Raw genomic sequence first — 21,713 nt, 5'->3', positions numbered from 1 at the left:
GTTGAAATAGCGCTTTGTAAGCGCTATTTTTTGGAGAAGGGATTTATTATTCGTCTAACCAATCTATTGCTGCGGTAGCATTTTCAAAGTATTGAACCTCACCCGATATAAACCAGTTACCTATTTTTGCCATTCGAGCTTGCCACTCTTTATTACCGTAAATAGCTACTTTTTTAAATTCTTTAGAGTGCTTAACACCTAATTTTAAGTCATCCCACGCTGCGCGTAATTCCCAACCTTCAAGTTCGCTACCATCTATTAAGGCGTTCACGACTGGGTGCTTAACTTCGCCAAGAGCTGAGTTTATCATTGGGGTAATTATCTTGTAATCGTCGTGAGTAAGCGTACCAACGGCTTTGAGTTTTAAAAAAAACTCTCTTCCTGCACGTTCAAGACCAATAGATAAACCATGTGTTGTGTGTACCATTACTGCTCTCCTTAAATAGGCTGAGTGGTAAAAGTACACCTTCTAAAATTAATTAGTCCTGAACTAGATCAATAAATAGTCTCAAATAAACGACTCAATTACGCATTTTGTACGCGAGATATCTGGTTTTCTACATCAGTTAAATGACCCGTTTTAAGCCATACTTTTGCACCATTACTTCCCGCTTTAACGTTAACGGAGCTATTGATAGGCACTCTTAACCAACTGTTTTTTACAAAAGTATCGGCTTGCTCATCAAATGAGCCTTCAAGTACTAGCAGCTCAGCTCCACCTTTTGCGCTTATAACCATGCAGGCATTGGGCTCAAAGTGCAACAAGCTTACCTCTTCAAAATCGTCTTTGTATAAAGGGGTTACGGCTACATTTTTAAAACTAGGATGCACCGTACTTTGCACCAAGTCCGTTTGCAAACGCACGTGCGTTCGGTCATCTGGCTGAAACTGCCATAACTTTACAAATATAACGCAGCCATTTTCAGACCCCGGTTTGTGCTTTGATTGCGGTGGATTACGGATATAAGAACCTGCCGCAAAGTCACCATGCTCATCTTGAAATACCCCTTCAAGCACAACAAACTCTTCACCGCCTGTATGTACATGCGGCGAAAATTCACTGCCAGGTGCATAACGAACAATGGTCGTTGCGCGAGCAACTTCGTCGCCCACTCTATCGAGCGCTCGTCTATCAACACCCGCCATTGGCGATGCAACCCACGGGAGCGTTTCGCTATGTACGACAACTCGTTTACTAAAATCGGCAGCAATTTTCATATTTGGCTCCTAAGCGTAACTTCACTTAAATTTTAAACTAATAACCTAATTAAGCCGCAACACTTGGGCGTTTTGCTACTTTTTCTTGCCATGCAACTAAATGGGTAAGCTCATTCGGGATTGCTATTTGTGCAAATCCAGCAAATACCAGCCCAGCATACAATGTAATATCAGCAATACTAAACTGCTCACCAGCAACAAACGCCGATTGCGCTAGTACATCATTAAAATAGCTAAACCCTTGGCGCGCTTTTTCGCCTTGTTTTTCACCCCAAGCCACATTTTGATATGTTTCAAGCTCAGGACCTAAGCCATCAGTTGCATGATGAAAGTAAGTTGCCACAGCGTCAAGCACCATAGATTCTGCACGCTTTTGCATCATGTTAATTACTGCACGCTCTTTTGCGGTTTCACCCATTAAAGATGGGCCTTCAAATGCGGTATCAATATACTCAGTAATAGCGGTACTTTCTGATATAAACGTGCCGTCATCTAGCTCTAATATGGGCACACCTGCTAATGGGTTTTTAGCTAAAAAGGCTTCTGTTCTGTGCTCACCATTTAATAAATCAACAGGTACAAACTCAACATTTGCAGTGGCATTTTTTTCAGCTAAAGCGATACGAACACGAAGTGGATTTGGAAAGTTTTCTACATCATAAATTTTCATAGCAATCTCTATCTTTATTGTTTAAAAGTGAATTAATGGCAACAACCTACCTACCGATAGGTAATTTATAATATTAAACTAAATTTAAGTCAACGTTTAAATTTTTTTGATTTATAGGATTTAACTTAATTCATAATAAAATTAGGGGGTTGCTTAGAAGTAAAAACGCTTGTAAATAACTACCTACTGGTCGATAATTTTACTATACCAATTGCATTAAATAAGTGATCTATTATTGCGCTAAGAAAATAGCGCAATAACAAGGCGAAAATTATGACATCTAGTTGTTCTATATGAATAATTTTTAACGCAGTTAGTGAGTTGTTTAATGCGATAGAATGATCATGTTTTAATAAAATTGGTATTACTGCAGATAGGAAAATATTAAAAATGAGTAAAAAAGAAGCTTTATTAAAAGCAGCTGAAAACAAGGTGCGCCTTGGCGGGTACAGTAATTTTAGTTTTAGAGAGCTCGCCAGCGAAGTCGGCATTAAAAGCGCCAGTGTACACTATCACTTTCCGACTAAGGCCGATTTAGGTGCAGAGCTTGCTCATCAATATACTGATTCTTTTTTAGCTGCGTTAGGCGAGCCAAGCGAGCTTAAAGCAAGCGGTAAAAATCCTATTGACGTGTACATACAGCTTTTTAGACGTGCATTAGTAACCGATAAAAAAATGTGTTTATGCGGGTTGCTAGGAGCCGAAAGCGATAGCCTTCCAGATAAAGTACGCCTTGAAGTAAAACGCTTTTTTAATCAAAACCTAACATGGCTTAGCGCTGCGCACTTAGCTAATGGTGAACTCAACCCTACTAAAGCGGCTATTCAAACAGTGAGCTTGCTTGAGGGCGCTATGATGATAAGCAAAACGCTCGACGATAATAGTTACTTTGAACTTGCAACTCAGTAATACCTAAATTTAGTACACAAAAAAAGCGAGCTATTCATTATCAATAGCTCGCTTTTTTAATGCTTTAAATAACTTATGTGATTATTAAACCGCTGTTGGTTTAACTTTATGCTTAGAGTGCACAATTGCTAAAACAATTAAACCTATCACAGCGACTGCTGCGCCAATAGGTTTACCTAAATCACTTGATAAGTTAAGACCAATTGCGGCAGTACCAATATAAGAAACCGTTACCGCTGTTGCTATAACAGCAGGAACACTGGCAATCCAATGGAATGTGCCACGGTCAAACAAGTACTTAGTGGCAAGCCATAATACGCTTGTAGAAAGCAGCATGTTTGAAAATGCAAAGTAGCGCCAAATTAATGAGAAATCGAGCTTCGTCATAAAGTACGCAATTGTCAGTATAGGAACGGCCACTAGTAATCTGTTACGTATGCTTTGCGGAATATTAAACGCATCAACAACAGTTAAACGTAATGAGCGGAACGCTGTATCACCAGAAGTAATTGGGAATACGGCTACTGCAATAATTGCCATTATACCGCCAAATACACCTAAGTAACTGTTAGCTACATGGTTTACTACTAAGCCTGGACCACCTTGATCAAGCAATGCTTTTAAGCCAGCGTAACCCTCTGGGAACGCTGCAATACCAGCAAGTGCCCATACACAACCTACAATACCTTCACACATCATAGCGCCATAATATACTGGGCGTACGTATTTTTCATTTGTTAAACAACGGGCAATAATTGGTGCTTGAGTAGAGTGAAAACCACTAATAGCACCACACGTAATAGTAATAAATAATAACGGCCACGTTGGTAATCCATCTGGGTTTGGCTCTAAAAAGTCGTGAGCGTGGTCGGCTTCAAAATAAGCCAAAAAGTCACTTGGAACAGGTAAATGAGGAGCATTAATTAATAATGAAACAGCAATTGCCACTGTCATTACAATCATAAGAGCACCAAAAATTGGGTAAAACTTAGTGATAATTTTATCAATTGGTAGCAAGGTCGCTAAAAAGTAATACGCTAAAATAGCAAGTACCCAAAAGGTATTATTTGCCAGTATTGTACCTTCAAAAAAATCAAGGTTACTTAGCAAACCTGCAGGGCTCATAATAAATACTACACCTACAAAAAACAGTAGCATGGCAGTAAATACAAGCATAAAGCCTTTAAATACGACGTTGTAATAATGGCCTGCGATTTCTGGTAGGCTTTTACCGTCTTCTTTTATACTCATTACACCTGAGAAGAAGTCGTGTACAGCGCCACCTAAAACATTACCAAGTACAATCCATACTAGTGCAACTGGTCCGTATAAAGCACCTAAAATTGGGCCAAATATTGGGCCTACGCCAGCAATGTTTAAAAACTGAATTAAAAATGCTCTTACAGGGTGAATAGCGACGTAATCCACACCTTCGCTAAAGCGTTTTTGTGGTGTGTCAGCAGTTGAATCCAAACCGGCTTGTTTTTCAACAAATGGGCTGTAAAACTTATAGCCCAGTATTAAAATAGTGAGGCAGATAAAAAAGATGATCATAAAGCACGTTTCTCTTTTTGTATTTGTATTATAGAGCGCATTGTGTGTCGCCCCGCCTTTTCAATCCGTGAATAATCGACGAACAATAACAAAGCTTCAACCCTCAAACAATAAGACGTTTAGCTAATACAATAATCGATATAAGCCACTATTTACGCAACCTGCACACTTAACGTTCCACATTGAATATTTATTACACGCGTCTTATTTTGGGCACAAAAAAAGCGGTTAAACTTTTACGTTATAACCGCTTTCACACACAATGTTTTTTAAAGTGGGTTCATAAACTCACTAATTTGTTGATGCGTTAAAGTAGGTGTTGCGCCAGAACTTTCGGCGACCATTGCTCCAACGGCACATGCAAAGTCAACGGCATATTGCGCGTCGTCGTTGCTACAAAGCTGATAAATTAACGAACCTAAAAACGAGTCCCCTGCGCCAACAGTGTCAATTACGCTAATTAAATAACCTGAATTATAAAAATTCTCGCCTTTGATTGTTAATAAAGCACCGTGGCTGCCTTTGGTTACACATAAGTAATCGGTATTTGTTTGCTGTGCTATAAACGCTAAATTTTGTTCAAGCGAATGAAACTTACAACCCATCGCTTTTGCTATTTCGTATAGCTCTTCATCGTTTAATTTAATAAAGTCTGCTTTATTCATTAAATCTACAAGTGTTTCTAGCTTGTAATGCGGTGCACGTAGATTTACGTCAAATACTTTAAAGTTTGCTACATCAACGAGTTGATTTAATGTTGCTAAAGACGCTTCGCTTCGCCCAATTAGGCTGCCAAATACAAATACATCGCTACTTTTAACTTTACTAAGTAACTCATCAGTAAGCGCTATATTATCCCACGCAGTGTCTGCCACTATTTCATAACTTGCAGAGCCACCACTGTCGAGCGTTACCTCAACCGTGCTAGTTTTTTTGTCACTATTAATAGCAATGTATTCGCAGCTTACGCCTTTGCTAGTAATTTCGCCTAGTAGCTCAGCGCCTAACTCGTCGTTACCTACTGCACTTATCATGTCGGCTTTAATGCCTAGTGAGTTAATACGTACACACATGTTAAGTGGCGCGCCACCTAAGCGTTTACCTGAATCAAAACAGTCCCACAGCACTTCGCCAAAACAGCTAACACTTACGTTTTCGCCTGATTTATGATTAATTAAAATGCTCATAATTAGTTACTCTTTTGCTCAAGTACGTTTTTCATAATGGCTTTAACTTTACTATTAGGTGCATACAGCGCAGCAATCGACTTTTTATATTCAGCAGTAAACGTTTCGTTATGCTCAAGCTTACCAAACAAGCTCGTTAACTTTAAAAATGCAATCGGGCTAGTTTGAGTCTCTTGCGCGTAAGAATTAAGCTCTTTGTGCATCGCATCTTGAACTTCAAGTTGCTCGCCGTTTTCACTTAAACCTTTATCGCTGTATAAACACCAAGTAGCAATAACAAGCGTTGCCAGTGATACATCTCGACCTTGTACTAGGTTCTCGTTAATAGTGGCAATTAAAAACTTAGGCAGTTTAGCTGAGCTTTCACTACAGATACGCGCTAGGCTGTCTTTAATATTAGGATTAGCAAAACGCTCTATTAACGTATCTTTGTAGCTTTCAAGGTCAATACCTTCAAGTGGTTCAAGATTTGGCGTTACTTCTTTATCCATAAAAGCACGTAGGTATGTGGCAAATAATTCATCCGATACCGTTTCGTCAATAGTGCCATAGCCATGGATTGAACCTAATAAACCAAGTACAGAATGCCCTGCATTAAGTAAACGTATTTTCATGGTTTCATAAGGCGTTACATCAGTAACAAACTGAGCACCAACAACATCCCAACTTGGACGACCATCACTAAATGTGTCCTCTATTACCCATTGTGTAAACGACTCACAGGTAATTGGCCACTCGTCGCTAACACCATATGCATCAACCACGTAATCAATATCACTCTTTTTAGATACCGGTGTAATACGGTCAACCATCGCATTTGGAAACGATACGTTTTGCTCAATCCACTCACTTAGGTTTTTGTCTTGCTCTGTAGCAAAGGCTAAAAGCATTTTGCGTGTTACGTTACCGTTGTGCTGAATGTTATCGCACGACTGTACTGTAAACGCGCCTAGGCCTTGCTCTTTACGCAATTTTAACGCAGCAGTAATGTAGCCAAACGCTGTAATTGGGTCGTTTGGGTTATTAATGTCGTTAATAATATCTGGATTACTGGTGTCACACTCGCCCGTTGCAGGGTTAAAGTTGTAACCGCCTTCGGTAATAGTAAGCGACACAATTTTAGTATCGCTGTGCGCTAGCTTATTAATTACCGCTTGTTTGTCCTCTGGAGCAAACAAAAAGTCGATCATTGAGCCAATTACTTTGTTATCTATCGTACCGTCTGGGTGTCTAACAGTAAGCGTGTAAAGGTAATCTTGCTGCTTTAAAATATCACGCAGACCACGGTTACCCTCTAAAAGGCCAACACCACATATACCCCATTGCTCAGAGCCCGGAGTTTTTAAAAGCTCGTTAACATACACTGCTTGGTGAGCACGATGAAAACCGCCCACACCAATATGTACAATACCGGCTTTAACTGCGCTACGGTCGTAGGTTGGTGTATCAACATGGCTTGGTAATTGAGCCAAGCTTTGTTGGTTTAGCCCTGTAACTAGAGCGTCAGTGTGTTGATGTTGCGTCATGGTGCGACCTTACTAAACAAAGATAAAATATAAATTACGATGCTGTATTGAGTACTTTATGGCGTTTTAACGACCAGTACGCAGTAACAAAATAAATAACAGTACAAATAAAACAGGCTATTTCGAATTGCGATTTATTAGCGCTGTACATATTCATAGTTTCACTGAAAAACATCACTTGGCTGGCAAATATAAAAATAATAACCAGTGAAACCGTAGAAACCGCGTTAAGTACTTTTGTAAATACAGAGCTGTCAATTACTGGCTTTGGAATGTCTTTAGCCTCAGCTGCTTGATATTCTTTAATATCACATTGCTCTTGCTCTTCTGCTGCAATCTCTTGTGTGTAATCGTCACCAGCGCCGTATTTTTTAGCTAAAAGCGTATAAATAACAATGGTGAAAATCCATGTAGGAATAAACAAGTAGTAAAACGACATTACATCAATTGCGTTTAAGCCAAAGCCGAACACAAGCGCTAACGCCCAAGATGCTATAGCCGGTACGCTGCGGGTAATATTTTTATATTTAGCCCAGTAACGTGTTAGGCCAATTTTAGGAAATAACACATGCTCAGCAAACACAATGCCGCCTACAGGTACAACTAATAAGCCTGCATAGGTAAGTAGCGGAAGCATTTGAGAAAATACAAACGGGAAACACGCAATAATTACGGTTACAACACCTACAATAGCGGTGGTGCGTTCACGTGATTGATTAACAAATATAGATTGTGCTGCAAGGCCTGCACGGTAAAGGTTTGCGTTAGCTGTAGTCCAACCGGCAATAATTACAATAACAAAGCCAGTCCAACCTAATGCATGGTATGCAACATCGCCCGGATCAAGCGATGAAATAGTTGTTTTAAGTAATACCGCAACGCCTGCGCCCATAATACCGGCAGAGATCCACGCTAAGTAATGACCAAAAAACATACCCACACCAGAAAACAAGCCATAGCTTTTGCGTTTAGCAAATCTAAAAATAGCCATGTCGATTAAACCAAAGTGAGTAATTGAGTTAGCAGCCCATGCAAAGCCAATCACTTCTAATAGGCCAATGCCCTTTTCACCATCGGCGTTGGTGCCTGTCCATATGGAGGAGTCGCCTATGGTCATAAAGTTGCTAAAGCTACTTAAAGAGGTGGAACCTAATACGTGATTTGAAAGCTCAGGGAATAACGCGAACGAGCCTGCAATAAATATAACAAATAGCCACGGCGCACACAGCTTTGAAAAGTCAGCAACCGTAGAAAAACCATACATAGCAACAAATACAACAATAGAGCCAACAGCTAAAACAATGGCTACAAACCAAAAGCTATTTGGATACCAATCAAGTTGCGCAGGTATATCAAACAAAAACCGCACGGCGGTGGAGGATACCGTGATCATCGCGGCCGATATAACACTAAAAATAACCACGTTAGCCCAGTTATAGAGCTTAGTCATTGAGTTACCAGCAATTTTGTTTAAGTAGTTATATAAACTTAAGCGGGTTTCTACTGCAATGGGTGCAGTAATTAGCCACCAAGAACACATTGCTAACAGGTTACCTATTAATAAACCAAGTAGAATATCGATGGTTGAAGCGCCTAATGCAACAAACGTTGCACCAATAACAAATTCAGTAGCCGCAACATGTTCGCCAGCGTATAGCCCTGCAAAATGCTTCCAGCCGTGAAGCTTATTATTAGCAACAGGAAGTTGCTCTTCGTTTACATCTTTAAATGTTTGTGTGTGTGGACTCGTTGCCATGGTATTTCCTATTGTTAACAGCAAAATATTTGATACCAATCTGCATAACTATTTGAATAATTTAACGAGTTAAATTACCCCATAACGTCGTTAAAAATTTTATATTTAGAACAACTAGATATAAAAATTTTTGCCTAGTTACAGTGCAATTTTCTTATCGTTAAATAAACCCCATATTCAAGCAGATTGGTATAGTACCTAAATACTTTGCCTTTTATAATTTGGCTTATAAACGCATGATGTTTTGCCATGTTTTGTTTTATTTTTAGTAAAGCAAAACCATCTACATTTATATTTTGCGTTTGCTTGCCTGTCAGTGAGTAAGGCGAGCAAATCGCGTTTAAAACTTTGTGTATTTAAAAAGCTGCGTGTTTACTGCTTTTTAAGTTCAGGGTATGCACTAAAAAAATCTTGCCAATGCGTTAAATGGTCAACATTTGGGTAAGCACCGTGTACATGATTAACAGAGCCTTGCATATGTTGCCCACCGCTGTAATGCAGTACTTGCATATTGGCGTCAATTCCTGCGTTTACGCCGGCTTTACTGTCTTCAATTACTAAGCAATGCTCTGGCTTTACACCCATTTGTTTAGCTGCATGTAAAAATAAATCGGGGGCTGGTTTGCCACGCTTAACTTCGCTGCTGGTAAAAACCGTATCGCTAAAGTACTTACTTAAACTCACTACGCTCAACGCTTTTGCGGTGCGTGCTGGGCTGCTGCTAGTAGCTATACAAATAGGCACAGCTAAATTGTTAAGTACGTCTTTTATACCGTCAGTCGTGATTAGTCCGGTTTCAAATTCGTTTAACAGTGCCTCGCGGTAGTCACCTTCAAAGCTTTCAGGAAGAGTGACATTAAATGCATCCGCTATTTTTTGGCTTACTGTTTTAAAGTTGCAGCCTAAAAAGTGTTGCTGTACATAAGCGCGGTCAATCTCAACGCCTTTTTCAACAAGCATATTAATGAGTACGTGTGCGCTTAAAATTTCGCTATCAATAACAACGCCATCACAATCAAATATCACTAGCTCAATATTAGTATTCATCTTGTCACCTTATTCAAACTGTTTGGTTTAGCTAATTTAAGCATAACGAGTTAAGCGCGATTAATATTGTGCAACTTTTTAGTACAACCCAATTGCGGGCATAAGCCCACGCATTGAGCATATTCCCTTTATTGCGCGAATATGTCAACACACTGTAAGTATAAAACGCACCAACGTGGTGAAAATACCGCCAGATAAAACTAAAAACCTTTGTATTTAATAAATTTTATAAAAGCATATTGCGACTAAGGTCGTAGTAAAAAAATTACATTAATGTAAAAAGTGTATCTGCAAATTCATTTCATCTGTTTTACAAATCACATCAATCTAATTAATCAGTTTTACCGAAGTTAATAAAATTAATACTATCGTTAACAGATTAACAGCCAGCACCACTGCCGGCACTTTTAAATAGATGAGGTCGACAATGAATACTCAAATAAACAAAACAAAATTAACACTCACTGCACTGGCACTTGCAATAGCATTACCGGCAAGCGCAGCAACAACTCTTACTAAAGATAACGGCGCGGCTGTTGGCGACAACCAAAATTCAATGACTGCTGGCGAACGTGGCAGTGTATTACTAGAAGACGTGCAACTAATTCAAAAGCTGCAACGCTTTGCACGTGAGCGTATTCCGGAGCGTGTTGTACATGCTCGTGGTACTGGCGCACACGGTGTGTTTGTAGCATCAAAAGAGCTAGACAATTTAACAATTGCAGCACCGTTTGCACAAGCTGGTAAAGAAACAGACGTATTTGTTCGTTTTTCCTCAGTAATTCACTCAAAAGGCAGCCCAGAAACACTGCGCGACCCACGTGGCTTTGCAACTAAGTTTTACACAGACCAAGGTAACTGGGATTTAGTAGGTAACAACTTACCGGTGTTCTTTATTCGCGATGCGATTAAATTTCCAGACATGGTTCACTCTTTAAAACCATCTCCGGTTGATAACATTCAAGATCCTAATCGCTTTTTTGATTTTTTCTCGCATGAACCAGGTTCTACACAAATGCTAACGTGGGTTTACAGCGACTACGGTACACCAGCAAGTCTTCGTAAAATGGACGGTTGGGGTGTACATGCATACAAAATGATTAACAAATCGGGCGATGTTAAATACGTTAAGTTTCATTGGGTAAGCCAACAAGGTATTGATAACCTTGACGCAAAAGAAGTAGCTAAAGTGCAAAGCCAAGACTTCCAACACTTAACACGCGACCTTTACAGCGAAATTGGTAAAGGCAACTTCCCTAAGTGGGATCTATACATTAAAACGCTTGATCCGTCGCAGCTTGATGATTTTGATTACAACCCATTAGATGCAACAAAAATGTGGTTAGACATTAAAGAAACTAAAGTAGGAACAATGACCCTAAACCGCATGCCAACTAACTTCTTCCAATCTACGGAACAAGTAGCAATGGCACCGGCAAACATTATTCCAGGTATTGAGCCATCAGAAGACCGTTTATTACAAGGTCGTATGTTTTCTTACGCTGATACACAAATGTACCGCCTAGGTGCTAACCACCAGCAATTGCCAATTAACCGTGCAAAAGTTGAAGTGGTTAACTACAACCAGGACGGCGCAATGAATATTGGTAACACTACAAGCAATGTAAACTACCAGCCAAGCCAAGAAAACGTAGCTGAAAACCCAATTGCACGTAGAAGTAACACAGAGCTAAAAGGCTTTGTACAACAAGCCGCGATTAAAAAGCAGCAAAACTTCGCGCAAGCAGGTGTTATATACCGTGGTTTTAGCAAGCAAGAACGTACAAACCTAATTAATAACCTAGCAGGCGATTTAGGCAAAGTGCAAAACAGCAGTGTTAAGCACAAAATGCTTAGCCACTTTTACAAAGCTGATAGTGAGTACGGTACACGCTTAACTAAAGCTGTAAAAGGCGATATTAAAATGGTTAAACAACTAGCAGCTAACTTATAAGCAACTAGTTAAAAGCAATTAGTCCCAACTAAATAGCTATTTAAACCACAACCATGAGGAAGGAATAAACCCCTTCCTCTTTTATAAGAGACAATTGTTATGCGTAATTTATTAATTATAGTCGCTCTACTACTGAGCTTTACCAGTAGCGTTTACGCTCAAAATACATCAGATACACAAACACCCAGTACGCAAGTTGAAAACCAACATTCTGCAAAAACTCAATACCAAAGCTTATTTGCTTATTACTTTGCCGCAGCACGCACTAACGACACAGCTGTAATAGAGCAATTTGTAGATGCCGGTATTCCTATCGACAGCTACAACAATAAAGGTTACACCGCGTTAATGATTGCCACTTATCATGGCAATAAAAACACGGTTAACACGCTTTTGCACTTAGGCGCCAATGCCTGTTTAGAAGATAACCGTGGCAACACAGCGCTAATGGCCGCTATTTTTAGAGGTGAATTTAGTATCGCTAAAACGCTCGTATCACTTGATTGCGATAACGCGCATCAAAACAAAGCCGGTCAAACAGCCGAGCAGTTTGCACAAACATTTGGTCAACAAAAAGTTATAGAGTTACTAGCGCAGGTAAATAATGCAAAATAATCTGCACGCAACAAAAAGCCCTAAAATAATAGGGCTTTTGATTTACTAAATATATGTTCAAATTAAACGTACTTACTCTAAAAACAGTGTGTTTATTAAGCTTTCTTGTTCTTTTCCAGCTTCATGTTTTAATGCTCGTATAAAATCCATAGAATTGGCGGGACTGTTTGGATAACCATGATTTTTCCAAACCAACTTGAGCGCATTAATAATGGGTTCATCCCCAATAGCAGCGCGTAGCTTAGCAAAGACAATGGTTGCTCGCGAATATTGGTCAAAGCTTTGTGTAGCATCAACTAAGGCTGATCGCTCATTTATGTTCATCAGCATACTTTGCTCATAGCGTGTTGTTTCATACTCAACCAGCGCTTGCATTGTTGCTTTCCCATAACGCTGCTCTATAACAACAAGCTCAATATACTTTGCCATAGACTCCACTAAAAAAGCGCTATCTGAAAATACCCCATTACCAATATCATGGCCAAACCATTGATGCGCGGTTTCGTGAACTGCACGGCGATAGCGTTGATCAAAGCCTGTATTAGCGCTTGGCTTTGCTCTAAAACCAACACTGTCTTCAATTAGTATAAGTTGCGGCAATGCATAACCTGTAGCACCCACACTAGGCGAGCCTATTAAATTCAATTGTTTTGCTCTATAAGGGCTTATATTATTAAGCCATTTTATTGTATCGCCCATTGCGCTTAGGTTTACAGCTATAGACTCCGCTCGTGCTGGCTCGTTTTTATCTTTAGCAAACACGTTTAACATCACGCCATTTTGCTGCTTGGTAACAGGGGAATAAGGCACCGTCACCCAAGCTGGGATTGCATTTATGGGTGTACGAGTCTCAAAATGAAATATTTCGCGGTCATCTTTACTGGTACGTGATATTTCCTCTCCTTGGGTTATAACCTGATAACCACTTGTTGTACTCAATTTACTCGACATAGTAAGCCACTGGTAATGAGTACTTGCTTCCGCCGTTTTAGCAAATAGCTTCGTGGGTCTAATCACCGACTTCACTTTAAGTGCGTGTTGCTGACGAAGTATAGGATCGGTTAATTCATAATTATCTTGATAGCCAACAGTCGGCAATAAAGGCACTGATCGTATATAGCTAAATTCAGGGGTTATTATCTGATGGCCTCTTACTGGCCAAAGCTTAGCTTGATGAACATCAAACCGCGTAACTAGTTTACGAATTTCTCCTGGCTGCATTTCATTCTCAAACTTAAACACAGCTTGATTAAGCAAGGGAAAGCTTTTAGCCCTTTGCGCGCCATCAATTTCAATATCGGCCCATTTATAAAAACCAGAGCGCCCAACCAATATCTCTTTAATAGGGGCTTGATGGGTGTTTTTTAAGGTATATATTAAGGAAAAATGAGCTTGCTGCTGATGCGGATAAAAGTCTACATTAGCATCAATGTGCACAATGTTTGGCTGTGCTACATTGCGCCATTGTGAGAATGCTTTTTCGTATTGTGCTTTAAATGCCTCGCGTTTATGCGAGTTGGTTAAAGGCTTCTCCTCAACCAGTCTTAAATGTAATTGAGTAAATAGTGCCACAGTAATAAGTAAAGGTATAAGTAACCAAAAATGTTTAACCCCCATTACTCTTTGGCTCAACCCGGCACCTCGGTGATTAAAAATCCCCGTAATTATAACTAAACTTATACACGCCACTAACCAAACTGATATATAAGGCCAATAACTACTGATACTTGCACGATAACCCCAAAAGTTATCAGGTGCCTGCAAAGGCGTCCAACCAACACTCCACAATGTATGCGTGAGGCCAAGATAAGTCATTATCGGTGTAAATTTGATCAGTAAAATAACAGCAATTAGCAAACCCGCAATAAGCTGCGAACGACACAAATTAAATACACACAAAAATACACACGCAATAATGGCAAGCACAATTGCCATCAAAAATAAAATGGTTAAATGTACTTCAAATTGATATGCACTGTGTAAAAACCATTGAGCTGCACTTGCCCCTAATAAGCTCATTGTTAAAAAAACCAATATCATAGTGCCTAGGACCAATAACTGACTGTTTAAAAAGTAATATGTTTTGAGCGGTGTGGCAGCGATCAGCTCAGCTATATTATAGTATTTAGCGAAACAGCTTACTTGCCAGCTCCACAAAGCCATTAATAAAGTGCCAAACAACAATTGCATATCAAATGCATAATAACTAATCGCATCAAGGCTTGTGGTGCTCATAACACTCATTGGTTCAACATAACCAGACGACGAGGCAACACTATTAAAAACCATCACCGGCCAAACAAAAATAATCAGTAAAGTAACAGGGTGTGAAACCAAATTAACCAGCGTAATTTTGTATAAACTGGCCATCATCAAGAATGGTTTTTTTGTGACTTTCGCTGTTTTATATTCAGCGGGTTCTAACGTGTTGTAACGAATGCATTCGTTAGTATTTTTACCATTTTCACTCTTTAATAATGTATTTTTTTTATTTTTACTAAAAGTAATATAAAAAATACCAACAGTAAGCATACTCACAACAACGCGATTAATAGCAAATGAAGCTCCTAATGAATTGGTTAAACTGTTTATTACGGCTGTGTATGCAAAAGGGTCAAGCCAAACAAATAATGTATAAAAGCGATTGCTTATAATACTACTTCCAGCAAGTAATGGATTTCCGGTAATACTTGCAAGCATTATGTAGCCTATCCACAACACCGCAAAAACAACATAATTGGGTAATGAAGTAGTTGATTTATGGCAAACAAAAAAGGCAACAACAACTAAAAAGCAGCTATTTGGTAACAACACTAAAAAGCTATTAAATACAGTAAAAGAAACCATATTTGGTATATAGCCAAATTGCCTTACATGCATGTATATCATTACTAAAACACTGATTAAACTAATAATAAAAACCAAGCAAATCAGTAAACATACTCTTGCTAAACTGCGCTTAAATAGGCTAGTTTGCGTAGCATAAATAAGCTCCTGCATAGACGCGTGCTGATCTCGTAAAAATATAACGGGCGCCAATACTCCTACAAGCACAGGTAACTGCATCATTTGTAGCATTGTAATATTTAACTTAAATTGTTTTAACGAATTAACTTCAACTGCTGCAAGCCCAGAGGACAACATAACCGAAAATATTAAAGGAATAATAATGCTCAGCCAAACAAGTGGTTGGCGCACTGCATATCGCCACTCATTAAAAATTAACATGTGTGACTTCCTTCATTGAGTGCAAAAAAGTACTTGTCTTGAAGCGTAGCGGGCGAGTTTATTGCATTTTGTGCAGGCGCTGTGTCTGCATAGACACGAAATGACGATCTACCATAGCGATGGCTCTTACTTAATACATGCTGATTCGGTATGCCCGTAGGTAAACTTTCGAGCTGCCAAATCTTACCTTCTAAATGAACTAGTAACTCTTTTACGTCACCGCTTTGTATGAGTGCTCCTTGATCTATAATGGCCACGTAGTGACATAAATTTTCTACATCTTCAACAATATGGGTCGATAACAATACCAACCTATTTTGACTAATACTAACGAGTAAATTGTTTAAACTTTCTCGCTCCACAGGATCAAGCCCAGCAGTGGGCTCATCCATAATAATTAGTTTTGGGTTACCTAACAAAGCCTGAGCCACGCCAAAACGCTGCTTCATTCCTCCCGAAAAATTAACGACCTTTTTATTAGCAAACTGAGTCAAATTGGTTAGTTCAAGTAAGCTATTAATTTGGTTTTTGCGTGCATTACCATCTATGCCTTTTAATACGGCAATATGCTCAAGTAACGCCCGACAACTCATATTGGGATACACGCCAAAATATTGTGGTAAATAACCTAGCTGCGATCTAAGCGCATCTGGTTGGCTAATCACATCAAGGCCATTAAAATTAATATGCCCGGAGTCGGCATTTTGTAAACACGCGAGTGTGCGCATAAGTGTTGATTTACCCGCCCCATTTGGGCCAAGTAGACCGACCATACCGGCGGGTAGAGTGATCGTCACATCATTCAAAGCCTGCGTACCATCTGCGTATTTTTTGTTGATATTTTTCAGTGTAAGCATTAGTTTCATCCTTAATTGGTATAGCACCAGCTTAAGAAAGCAAGTCAATACAAGCGAGAAAACAATGGTTAACGTATTGAAATAAATGATGAACATAAAAAAGTAACGTTGGTCATTTAAATATGACCTTTCATCATTTAAATAAACGGCCTAGTATGCTTAAAACGGTTACTAACCCTATGAAATAAATAATTATTTTAAAAATAAATTATGATTGAAACAATTTTATGGATAATATAGCGCGCTCAGCGTAGTGAATTGTGCAAAGGTAATGTTTAAAATAAAAAGACAATTTTATCTAAGCGTATCTGCTCAGAAACTATAATAAAAACGGAGTCACATATGCAGCAAGCCAATACACCAATATGGCAACGCTTTAGCATTACCCAGCTAATAATTTTTTTACCGCTAATAGCTGCTATTATGCTCGACTCTCATATACGCTTTTTGTCATCACATATGGATTCAACGAGCCAATATCTGGCTATTAATATTCAACTTTTTTTACAGTGTATTCCCTTTTTTATTGCCCATGCGTTTGCATATCGTTTATTACTTACACCCGCAATCATAGTTTGGCTGTTAGGCTTTTTAGCCTATCCATCTCTCTTGCTAGTATTTAATAACCAGCTTCTTAACTTTTCGCAATGGCAATACCTTGATGCACAATGTTGGACACTGTGCGCATCTGCAAGTGGTATATGGCTTATTACTAAACGCACTAATAAAAATAACAATGTGTTGAGTAATAAATGGCTTAAATCCTTTTTTTCACTTGATACAGTCGTGTTTATAGTACTTTTAGGTTGGACAATAGTTACATCAAGCATACTCAATACGCACACTGATCCTATGTTAAACCAGCCTATTGAGCCTGTTATTGACGTTTATAAAGTATTCACACAGTTTGATACTTTTTTGGGTTACCTTTGGCAAATTACTGTTTGTGCCGGATTAGTATATGGTGTGTATTTATTAAATAGATATTTATTAATACGCTATGTATTAACCTATCATGGTGTACTGATGTTTTTGTTTGCAAGTTTAATAAGCCTCGTTGCACTTACACCTGTATTAACATCGTGCTTGCTACTGTTACCTATTAACGATTTACCCTCAGGCATTGCTAACTTAACACCTGGCGGTAATAATAATATTTTTAGCCCTGAAAATTATCAGTTCGTATTTTTGTTTTTGGCTATAAGCACACCGATTATTTTAGCGTTTGAACGACAGCAACAACACGTTCAAATTAGCAACATTGCCCAGCAACAAACAAAAACAGAGCTAAAGCTACTTCAACAGCAAATTAACCCTCATTTTTTATTTAATACATTAAACAACCTTTACGCGCTGACATTAAAAAAAGCAGATAATGCACCAGATCTTGTTATGCAATTAGCTAATTTACTGCGTTACAGTGTTTACGAAGGTCAAAAAGCACAGGTGAGTTTAGAAAAAGAAATCAATTACTTAAAAGGTTTTATTGCATTACAGCGTTTACGAAGTGCTGAGCGCTGTAACTTTGATGTGCAATGGCCTGAATATCAACAACACTATTTAATTTCGCCACTACTGTTAATAATGATTTTAGAAAACGCGATAAAGCATGGTGTAGAACCCACGTCACAAAAAGTAACGGTTGTGTTTAAAATCACCATGGCCGATAACATACTAACGCTATTTTCCTCTAACCCTATTCTACCTAATAACAATTCAGAGCATGGGGTGGGACTTAACAATTTACGCCGTAGGCTGACTCTTTTATATCCAAATAAGCACACATTAATTATTAATGAAAATAAAAATCTTTGGCAAACCACACTTAAATTGGAGCTGGCTGCATGCTAAACACAATAATTGTTGATGACGAGCCGCTCGCGCATGACGTTATACTGCATCATTTAAGTGCCCATAAAGATATTAATATAAGCGGACAATACCTTAACGCTAAAGATGCATTATGTGCTTTAGCCACATCATCTATTGATTTGTTATTTTTGGACATAAACATGCCCGAACTATCAGGCATTGCATTACTAAAAGTGCTCGCGAATCGACCACAAGTGATTATTATTAGTGCGTATCAAGAATATGCTTTAGCCGGTTTTGAACTTGACGTAACTGACTACCTACTAAAACCAGTCTCTGCGCAACGCCTTGAACAAGCACTCAATAAAGTACGGAAAAAAAGAAAACACATAACGCTAAATCCCAAGGCACCTCTGACTATTACGCTTAAAATCGATCGTGAAAAACATAAAATTCAATTGAGCGACATAGACATGTTTGAAGCGTATGGAAATTATGTAAAAGTATGGCAAGGTGAAAAAGCATTACTTGCAAGCTGTACTCTCAAATACATATTGCAGGAACTTGATACTTCATTTATTCAAGTCCACAAATCTTACGTTATTAACAAAAATAAAGTTGTTGCGTTAAGTAATGAAAGCGTTCAACTAGCATCAGGCGTGTCAGTTAAAATTGGCAAGTCATTTAAACAACAAGTGCGCGACATTATTTAACCTGAGATCTTATTTTATGTTTATCTAAAACATAACTTTAAGCTTTTCCCTAACAACGACTCTAGACTCTAGACTTTAGCACTTAACCTTTGTGGCTTTTCTCGCGTTACAAAGTAGCAAATTAGCGAGCCCACTGTTACCAGCACAACCCCTTGCCAAAACGAAGCACTCAGCGTAATAGATAAATACAACGCCGAAATAATAGTAGAAAACACCGGTGTAAAGTACGAAAGCGTGCCCAAAAGCATTAAGTTACCGCCAATAATAGCTTGATTCCACAGTGCATAACCGCTCCCCACGACTACACCAGCTAATAGTAATGTTATGCTTGAACTGAGTGAAAACGTTAATGGCGCTTCATTACTAAGACCATATTGCGCCCACAAACTCATTGCCGTAACAGCAAAAAATAACGTAATGGCATTTTTACCATTACTCAGCTTTTGCGTCACTACGCAATAAATAGCCCATATAAACGCTGCAGCTAATGCCATTAAGTAAGTAGCAGGATTATCAGCAAAGTTAGTAACAAGCGTATCGAGTGACATTTTTTGATCGCCCGTAATACACCAAGCAACGCCTAAAAAAGCAATGATCATGCTTGGGTAAACCCAGTAACTTACTTTTTTACGACCAATCATAATAGAGAGCAATATAGTCAGTGTGGGCCATAAATAATTAATAACCGCCATTTCCATTGCCTGATGACGACTATTTGCCATACCAATAGAAAGCGCCAAACAAATTTCGTACGCTACAAATAATAAAGTACCTACTACCAAGTAACGTTTTGAAAACCCACTAAACTTGGGCACTCCCATAACCAAAATTAAAAATATCGCACTGACAGAGTACATAGCCGCCGCACCACCTATGGGGCTAAACAACTCAGAAATATCCCGAAGTAATGCAACTAAGCAACTCCACAGTAATATGGCCGCGACTCCATAAAGCGTGTATTTATTTTTGCTTAAAAACTCCATATTAAACCTAAAGTACTACTCATGAATTTGAGCCTAAGCTAACAGTAATTATTTAATTAAACAATAAGGGTCTGTTGATCTTTCAAGGTTAAATTTCCAGCAGTCTGTTTGGTATTTAGGCAAGGCAGAGTCTATATAGTGTGGTTATTCCCCATTAATGGGCGATAACGTAGCATTAATGCCAAACAGGCGCTGCCCAAAGGGTTCTTCCTAGGGGCTACTTACTCTTTGTTGCTCGGTTTTTACTTAGCCCACTAGGTTACAAATCTCGCGCCGCGATTAAATAGCCCCTAGTTTGAACAAATTTTAATCCGCAAAGATCAACAGACCCTAAAGTTAATAGCTTAAACCTCTCGTTTGTTTTTAGCATTCACCCTTTTTAGTAATTGACCTTTTGGTCAGTAAAGCTACAATCAATCAATACGTTAAACACGCAAACTCTATAATGACCACACAAATAAAACCAAATAAAAAAGAAGTGACACGCGAGAAAAACCAAAAACTAATTTTAGATGCCGCCGAGCAATTGTTTTCGCAATTAGGTTACGACGGAGCAAGTATGAGCATGGTTGCTAAAGAAGCGCAGGTGCCAAAAGCTAATATTTTGTATTACTTTAAAAGTAAAGATGGTCTATACGAGTCTGTGATTGACCGCATAATAGCTAATTGGAACTTAGGGCTTGATAACGTCACAATTAACGACGATCCAGCTACCGTGCTTTATAACTATATTAAAAGCAAAGTAATACTGGCCGTAAATCAGCCAATGCAATCTCGCTTATTTGCCAGTGAAATACTGCGCGGTGCACCCTATTTACAAAACTACTTTAGAACCAATACCCGCCCTTGGGTTAAACAAAAGGTTGATGTACTTCAAGCATGGATGGACGCTGATAAAATGGATAAGGTTGACCCGTACCATTTGCTCTTTACTATTTGGTCTACCACGCAATATTACGCCGACTTTCAGGCTGAGGTTTTACTCGTAATGAACAAATTAGAGTACGACGAAACCGATGTGGCACAAATTACGCAATCAATTGCCCACATAATTTTAAAAGGTATTGGTCTTAAAATACCTGAGCAAAGTGAGACTTAACCCATGACACCCTTTACTACACCCGATTTATTTGACGATCATCGCGATAACGTGCAAGTAGCAGACAGCGGCCTTTACCACTTTGGTAAAAAAACCACGTTTTATGGCAAAGTAGTTACCGTTACCTGCCCAGAAGACAACTCTTTTGCCGCCGATATATTGCATGAAAATGGTGAAGGGAAAGTATTGGTTATAAACGGGTTTGCGAGCAAACGCTTTGCATTTATAGGCGACATTATGGCTGAGCGTGCCCTAAATAATGGCTGGGAAGGCGTAATAATAAATGGCTGTTGCCGAGATATAGAAATACTCGCCACGATGAACTTACCTGTAATGGCGCTAGGCTCTACACCACGTAGTACCTTAAAGCGCGGCTTTGGTGATAAAAACCAAGCTATTACCATGCTTAGCACCACTATTGAACCTAACGATTGGGTTTACGCCGATATTAATGGTTTAATCATCAGTAGAACGCCCCTTATTTAGCACTCAAAACCATATAAATAAACAGGGCAAGAGCATGAAAAAAGTCTATGCGTTCAGTACCTTTTCAAGGTAGGCTGTACTGCGCATAGCTTTTTTCTG

Annotated in this window: 18 protein-coding genes; 7 read left to right on the top strand and 11 right to left on the bottom strand. The window is 38.9% G+C overall.

Translation table 11 applies throughout. The features are described 5' to 3' along the window. Nucleotides 1-46 precede the first annotated feature (46 nt). From NRL14_RS13265 to NRL14_RS13255, 3 genes are all read right to left on the bottom strand, one after another. Nucleotides 47-427, bottom strand: coding sequence for an STAS/SEC14 domain-containing protein (locus NRL14_RS13265; RefSeq protein WP_002960091.1), 381 nt, complete (start codon nt 425-427; stop codon nt 47-49). Nucleotides 428-525: 98 nt separating this feature from the next. Beyond that, nucleotides 526-1,218 (bottom strand): cupin domain-containing protein, encoded by a 693-nt coding sequence (locus NRL14_RS13260; RefSeq protein ID WP_306724850.1) that lies wholly within the window; start codon nt 1,216-1,218, stop codon nt 526-528. A gap of 49 nt (nt 1,219-1,267) precedes the next feature. Continuing rightward, a complete protein-coding gene (locus NRL14_RS13255) occupies nt 1,268-1,888 on the bottom strand; it encodes a glutathione S-transferase family protein (protein WP_197117218.1) in 621 nt (206 codons plus the stop codon). A gap of 390 nt (nt 1,889-2,278) precedes the next feature. Here NRL14_RS13255 and NRL14_RS13250 point away from each other — a divergent pair, with 390 nt between their 5' ends. Then, nucleotides 2,279-2,797: a TetR/AcrR family transcriptional regulator gene (locus NRL14_RS13250; RefSeq protein ID WP_306724849.1), complete on the top strand. Its 519-nt coding sequence runs from the start codon at nt 2,279-2,281 to the stop codon at nt 2,795-2,797. Between the two features lie 84 nt (nt 2,798-2,881). Here NRL14_RS13250 and NRL14_RS13245 read toward each other — a convergent pair whose 3' ends face one another. From NRL14_RS13245 to NRL14_RS13225, 5 genes are all read right to left on the bottom strand, one after another. Continuing rightward, entirely contained in the window at nt 2,882-4,351 is a 1,470-nt protein-coding gene (locus NRL14_RS13245) for a carbon starvation protein A (protein ID WP_008136410.1), read from the bottom strand. A gap of 269 nt (nt 4,352-4,620) precedes the next feature. Beyond that, nucleotides 4,621-5,538 carry a carbohydrate kinase gene (locus tag NRL14_RS13240; protein ID WP_007584308.1) on the bottom strand — a complete coding sequence of 306 codons (918 nt, stop codon included), beginning with the start codon at nt 5,536-5,538 and terminating at the stop codon, nt 4,621-4,623. 2 nt (nt 5,539-5,540) lie between these two features. After that, nucleotides 5,541-7,064, bottom strand: a complete 1,524-nt coding sequence (locus NRL14_RS13235) for a mannitol dehydrogenase family protein (RefSeq protein WP_306724848.1) — start codon at nt 7,062-7,064, stop codon at nt 5,541-5,543. 34 nt (nt 7,065-7,098) lie between these two features. Next, the gene (locus tag NRL14_RS13230) at nt 7,099-8,820 is read right to left on the bottom strand and encodes a cytosine permease (protein WP_306724847.1); all 1,722 of its coding nucleotides are present in this window, start codon (nt 8,818-8,820) and stop codon (nt 7,099-7,101) included. 372 nt (nt 8,821-9,192) lie between these two features. Continuing rightward, nucleotides 9,193-9,867 (bottom strand): HAD family phosphatase, encoded by a 675-nt coding sequence (locus NRL14_RS13225; protein ID WP_306724846.1) that lies wholly within the window; start codon nt 9,865-9,867, stop codon nt 9,193-9,195. 427 nt (nt 9,868-10,294) lie between these two features. On the opposite strand from NRL14_RS13225, the gene NRL14_RS13220 reads away from it, so the two are divergent. Both NRL14_RS13220 and NRL14_RS13215 read left to right on the top strand, forming a co-directional pair. Then, nucleotides 10,295-11,821, top strand: a complete 1,527-nt coding sequence (locus tag NRL14_RS13220; protein WP_306724845.1) for a catalase — start codon at nt 10,295-10,297, stop codon at nt 11,819-11,821. A 99-nt stretch (nt 11,822-11,920) separates the two neighbouring features. Then, entirely contained in the window at nt 11,921-12,436 is a 516-nt protein-coding gene (locus NRL14_RS13215) for an ankyrin repeat domain-containing protein (RefSeq protein WP_007378540.1), read from the top strand. Between the two features lie 72 nt (nt 12,437-12,508). On the opposite strand, the gene NRL14_RS13210 is transcribed toward NRL14_RS13215, so the two are convergent. Together NRL14_RS13210 and NRL14_RS13205 are read right to left on the bottom strand one after the other, a co-directional pair. After that, complete coding sequence (locus NRL14_RS13210; protein WP_306724844.1) at nt 12,509-15,664, bottom strand: M1 family aminopeptidase; 3,156 nt, start codon at nt 15,662-15,664, stop codon at nt 12,509-12,511. Continuing rightward, nucleotides 15,658-16,521, bottom strand: a complete 864-nt coding sequence (locus NRL14_RS13205; protein WP_306724843.1) for an ABC transporter ATP-binding protein — start codon at nt 16,519-16,521, stop codon at nt 15,658-15,660. Before NRL14_RS13205 ends, NRL14_RS13210 begins: the two co-directional genes overlap by 7 nt. A 342-nt stretch (nt 16,522-16,863) precedes the next feature. Between NRL14_RS13205 and NRL14_RS13200 the strand changes: the two genes are divergently transcribed. Both NRL14_RS13200 and NRL14_RS13195 read left to right on the top strand, forming a co-directional pair. Next, nucleotides 16,864-18,372: a sensor histidine kinase gene (locus tag NRL14_RS13200; protein ID WP_306724842.1), complete on the top strand. Its 1,509-nt coding sequence runs from the start codon at nt 16,864-16,866 to the stop codon at nt 18,370-18,372. After that, nucleotides 18,366-19,046: a LytTR family DNA-binding domain-containing protein gene (locus NRL14_RS13195; protein WP_306724841.1), complete on the top strand. Its 681-nt coding sequence runs from the start codon at nt 18,366-18,368 to the stop codon at nt 19,044-19,046. Before NRL14_RS13200 ends, NRL14_RS13195 begins: the two co-directional genes overlap by 7 nt. A gap of 68 nt (nt 19,047-19,114) precedes the next feature. Here NRL14_RS13195 and yddG read toward each other — a convergent pair whose 3' ends face one another. Beyond that, complete coding sequence (yddG, locus tag NRL14_RS13190) at nt 19,115-20,029, bottom strand: aromatic amino acid DMT transporter YddG (protein ID WP_306724840.1); 915 nt, start codon at nt 20,027-20,029, stop codon at nt 19,115-19,117. A gap of 445 nt (nt 20,030-20,474) precedes the next feature. Between yddG and NRL14_RS13185 the strand changes: the two genes are divergently transcribed. Together NRL14_RS13185 and NRL14_RS13180 are read left to right on the top strand one after the other, a co-directional pair. Continuing rightward, the gene (locus NRL14_RS13185) at nt 20,475-21,128 is read left to right on the top strand and encodes a TetR/AcrR family transcriptional regulator (protein WP_004334664.1); all 654 of its coding nucleotides are present in this window, start codon (nt 20,475-20,477) and stop codon (nt 21,126-21,128) included. 3 nt (nt 21,129-21,131) lie between these two features. Further along, the gene (locus NRL14_RS13180; RefSeq protein WP_306724839.1) at nt 21,132-21,614 is read left to right on the top strand and encodes a putative 4-hydroxy-4-methyl-2-oxoglutarate aldolase; all 483 of its coding nucleotides are present in this window, start codon (nt 21,132-21,134) and stop codon (nt 21,612-21,614) included. Nucleotides 21,615-21,713: the final 99 nt, after the last annotated feature.

The sequence above is a fragment of the Pseudoalteromonas sp. 20-92 genome, assembly GCF_030847595.1.
GTDB classification, from domain to species: Bacteria; Pseudomonadota; Gammaproteobacteria; order Enterobacterales; family Alteromonadaceae; genus Pseudoalteromonas; species Pseudoalteromonas fuliginea.
This window is presented reverse-complemented; position numbering and strand designations above follow the sequence as displayed.

Bases quoted from the DNA above. Each gene is read 5' to 3' on its own strand.
- NRL14_RS13265 (WP_002960091.1), bottom strand. From the start codon at position 427: ATGGTACACACAACACATGGTTTATCTATTGGTCTTGAACGTGCAGGA.
- NRL14_RS13260 (WP_306724850.1), bottom strand. From the start codon at position 1,218: ATGAAAATTGCTGCCGATTTTAGTAAACGAGTTGTCGTACATAGCGAA.
- NRL14_RS13255 (WP_197117218.1), bottom strand. From the start codon at position 1,888: ATGAAAATTTATGATGTAGAAAACTTTCCAAATCCACTTCGTGTTCGT.
- NRL14_RS13250 (WP_306724849.1), top strand. From the start codon at position 2,279: ATGAGTAAAAAAGAAGCTTTATTAAAAGCAGCTGAAAACAAGGTGCGC.
- NRL14_RS13245 (WP_008136410.1), bottom strand. From the start codon at position 4,351: ATGATCATCTTTTTTATCTGCCTCACTATTTTAATACTGGGCTATAAG.
- NRL14_RS13240 (WP_007584308.1), bottom strand. From the start codon at position 5,538: ATGAGCATTTTAATTAATCATAAATCAGGCGAAAACGTAAGTGTTAGC.
- NRL14_RS13235 (WP_306724848.1), bottom strand. From the start codon at position 7,064: ATGACGCAACATCAACACACTGACGCTCTAGTTACAGGGCTAAACCAA.
- NRL14_RS13230 (WP_306724847.1), bottom strand. From the start codon at position 8,820: ATGGCAACGAGTCCACACACACAAACATTTAAAGATGTAAACGAAGAG.
- NRL14_RS13225 (WP_306724846.1), bottom strand. From the start codon at position 9,867: ATGAATACTAATATTGAGCTAGTGATATTTGATTGTGATGGCGTTGTT.
- NRL14_RS13220 (WP_306724845.1), top strand. From the start codon at position 10,295: ATGAATACTCAAATAAACAAAACAAAATTAACACTCACTGCACTGGCA.
- NRL14_RS13215 (WP_007378540.1), top strand. From the start codon at position 11,921: ATGCGTAATTTATTAATTATAGTCGCTCTACTACTGAGCTTTACCAGT.
- NRL14_RS13210 (WP_306724844.1), bottom strand. From the start codon at position 15,664: ATGTTAATTTTTAATGAGTGGCGATATGCAGTGCGCCAACCACTTGTT.
- NRL14_RS13205 (WP_306724843.1), bottom strand. From the start codon at position 16,521: ATGCTTACACTGAAAAATATCAACAAAAAATACGCAGATGGTACGCAG.
- NRL14_RS13200 (WP_306724842.1), top strand. From the start codon at position 16,864: ATGCAGCAAGCCAATACACCAATATGGCAACGCTTTAGCATTACCCAG.
- NRL14_RS13195 (WP_306724841.1), top strand. From the start codon at position 18,366: ATGCTAAACACAATAATTGTTGATGACGAGCCGCTCGCGCATGACGTT.
- yddG (WP_306724840.1), bottom strand. From the start codon at position 20,029: ATGGAGTTTTTAAGCAAAAATAAATACACGCTTTATGGAGTCGCGGCC.
- NRL14_RS13185 (WP_004334664.1), top strand. From the start codon at position 20,475: ATGACCACACAAATAAAACCAAATAAAAAAGAAGTGACACGCGAGAAA.
- NRL14_RS13180 (WP_306724839.1), top strand. From the start codon at position 21,132: ATGACACCCTTTACTACACCCGATTTATTTGACGATCATCGCGATAAC.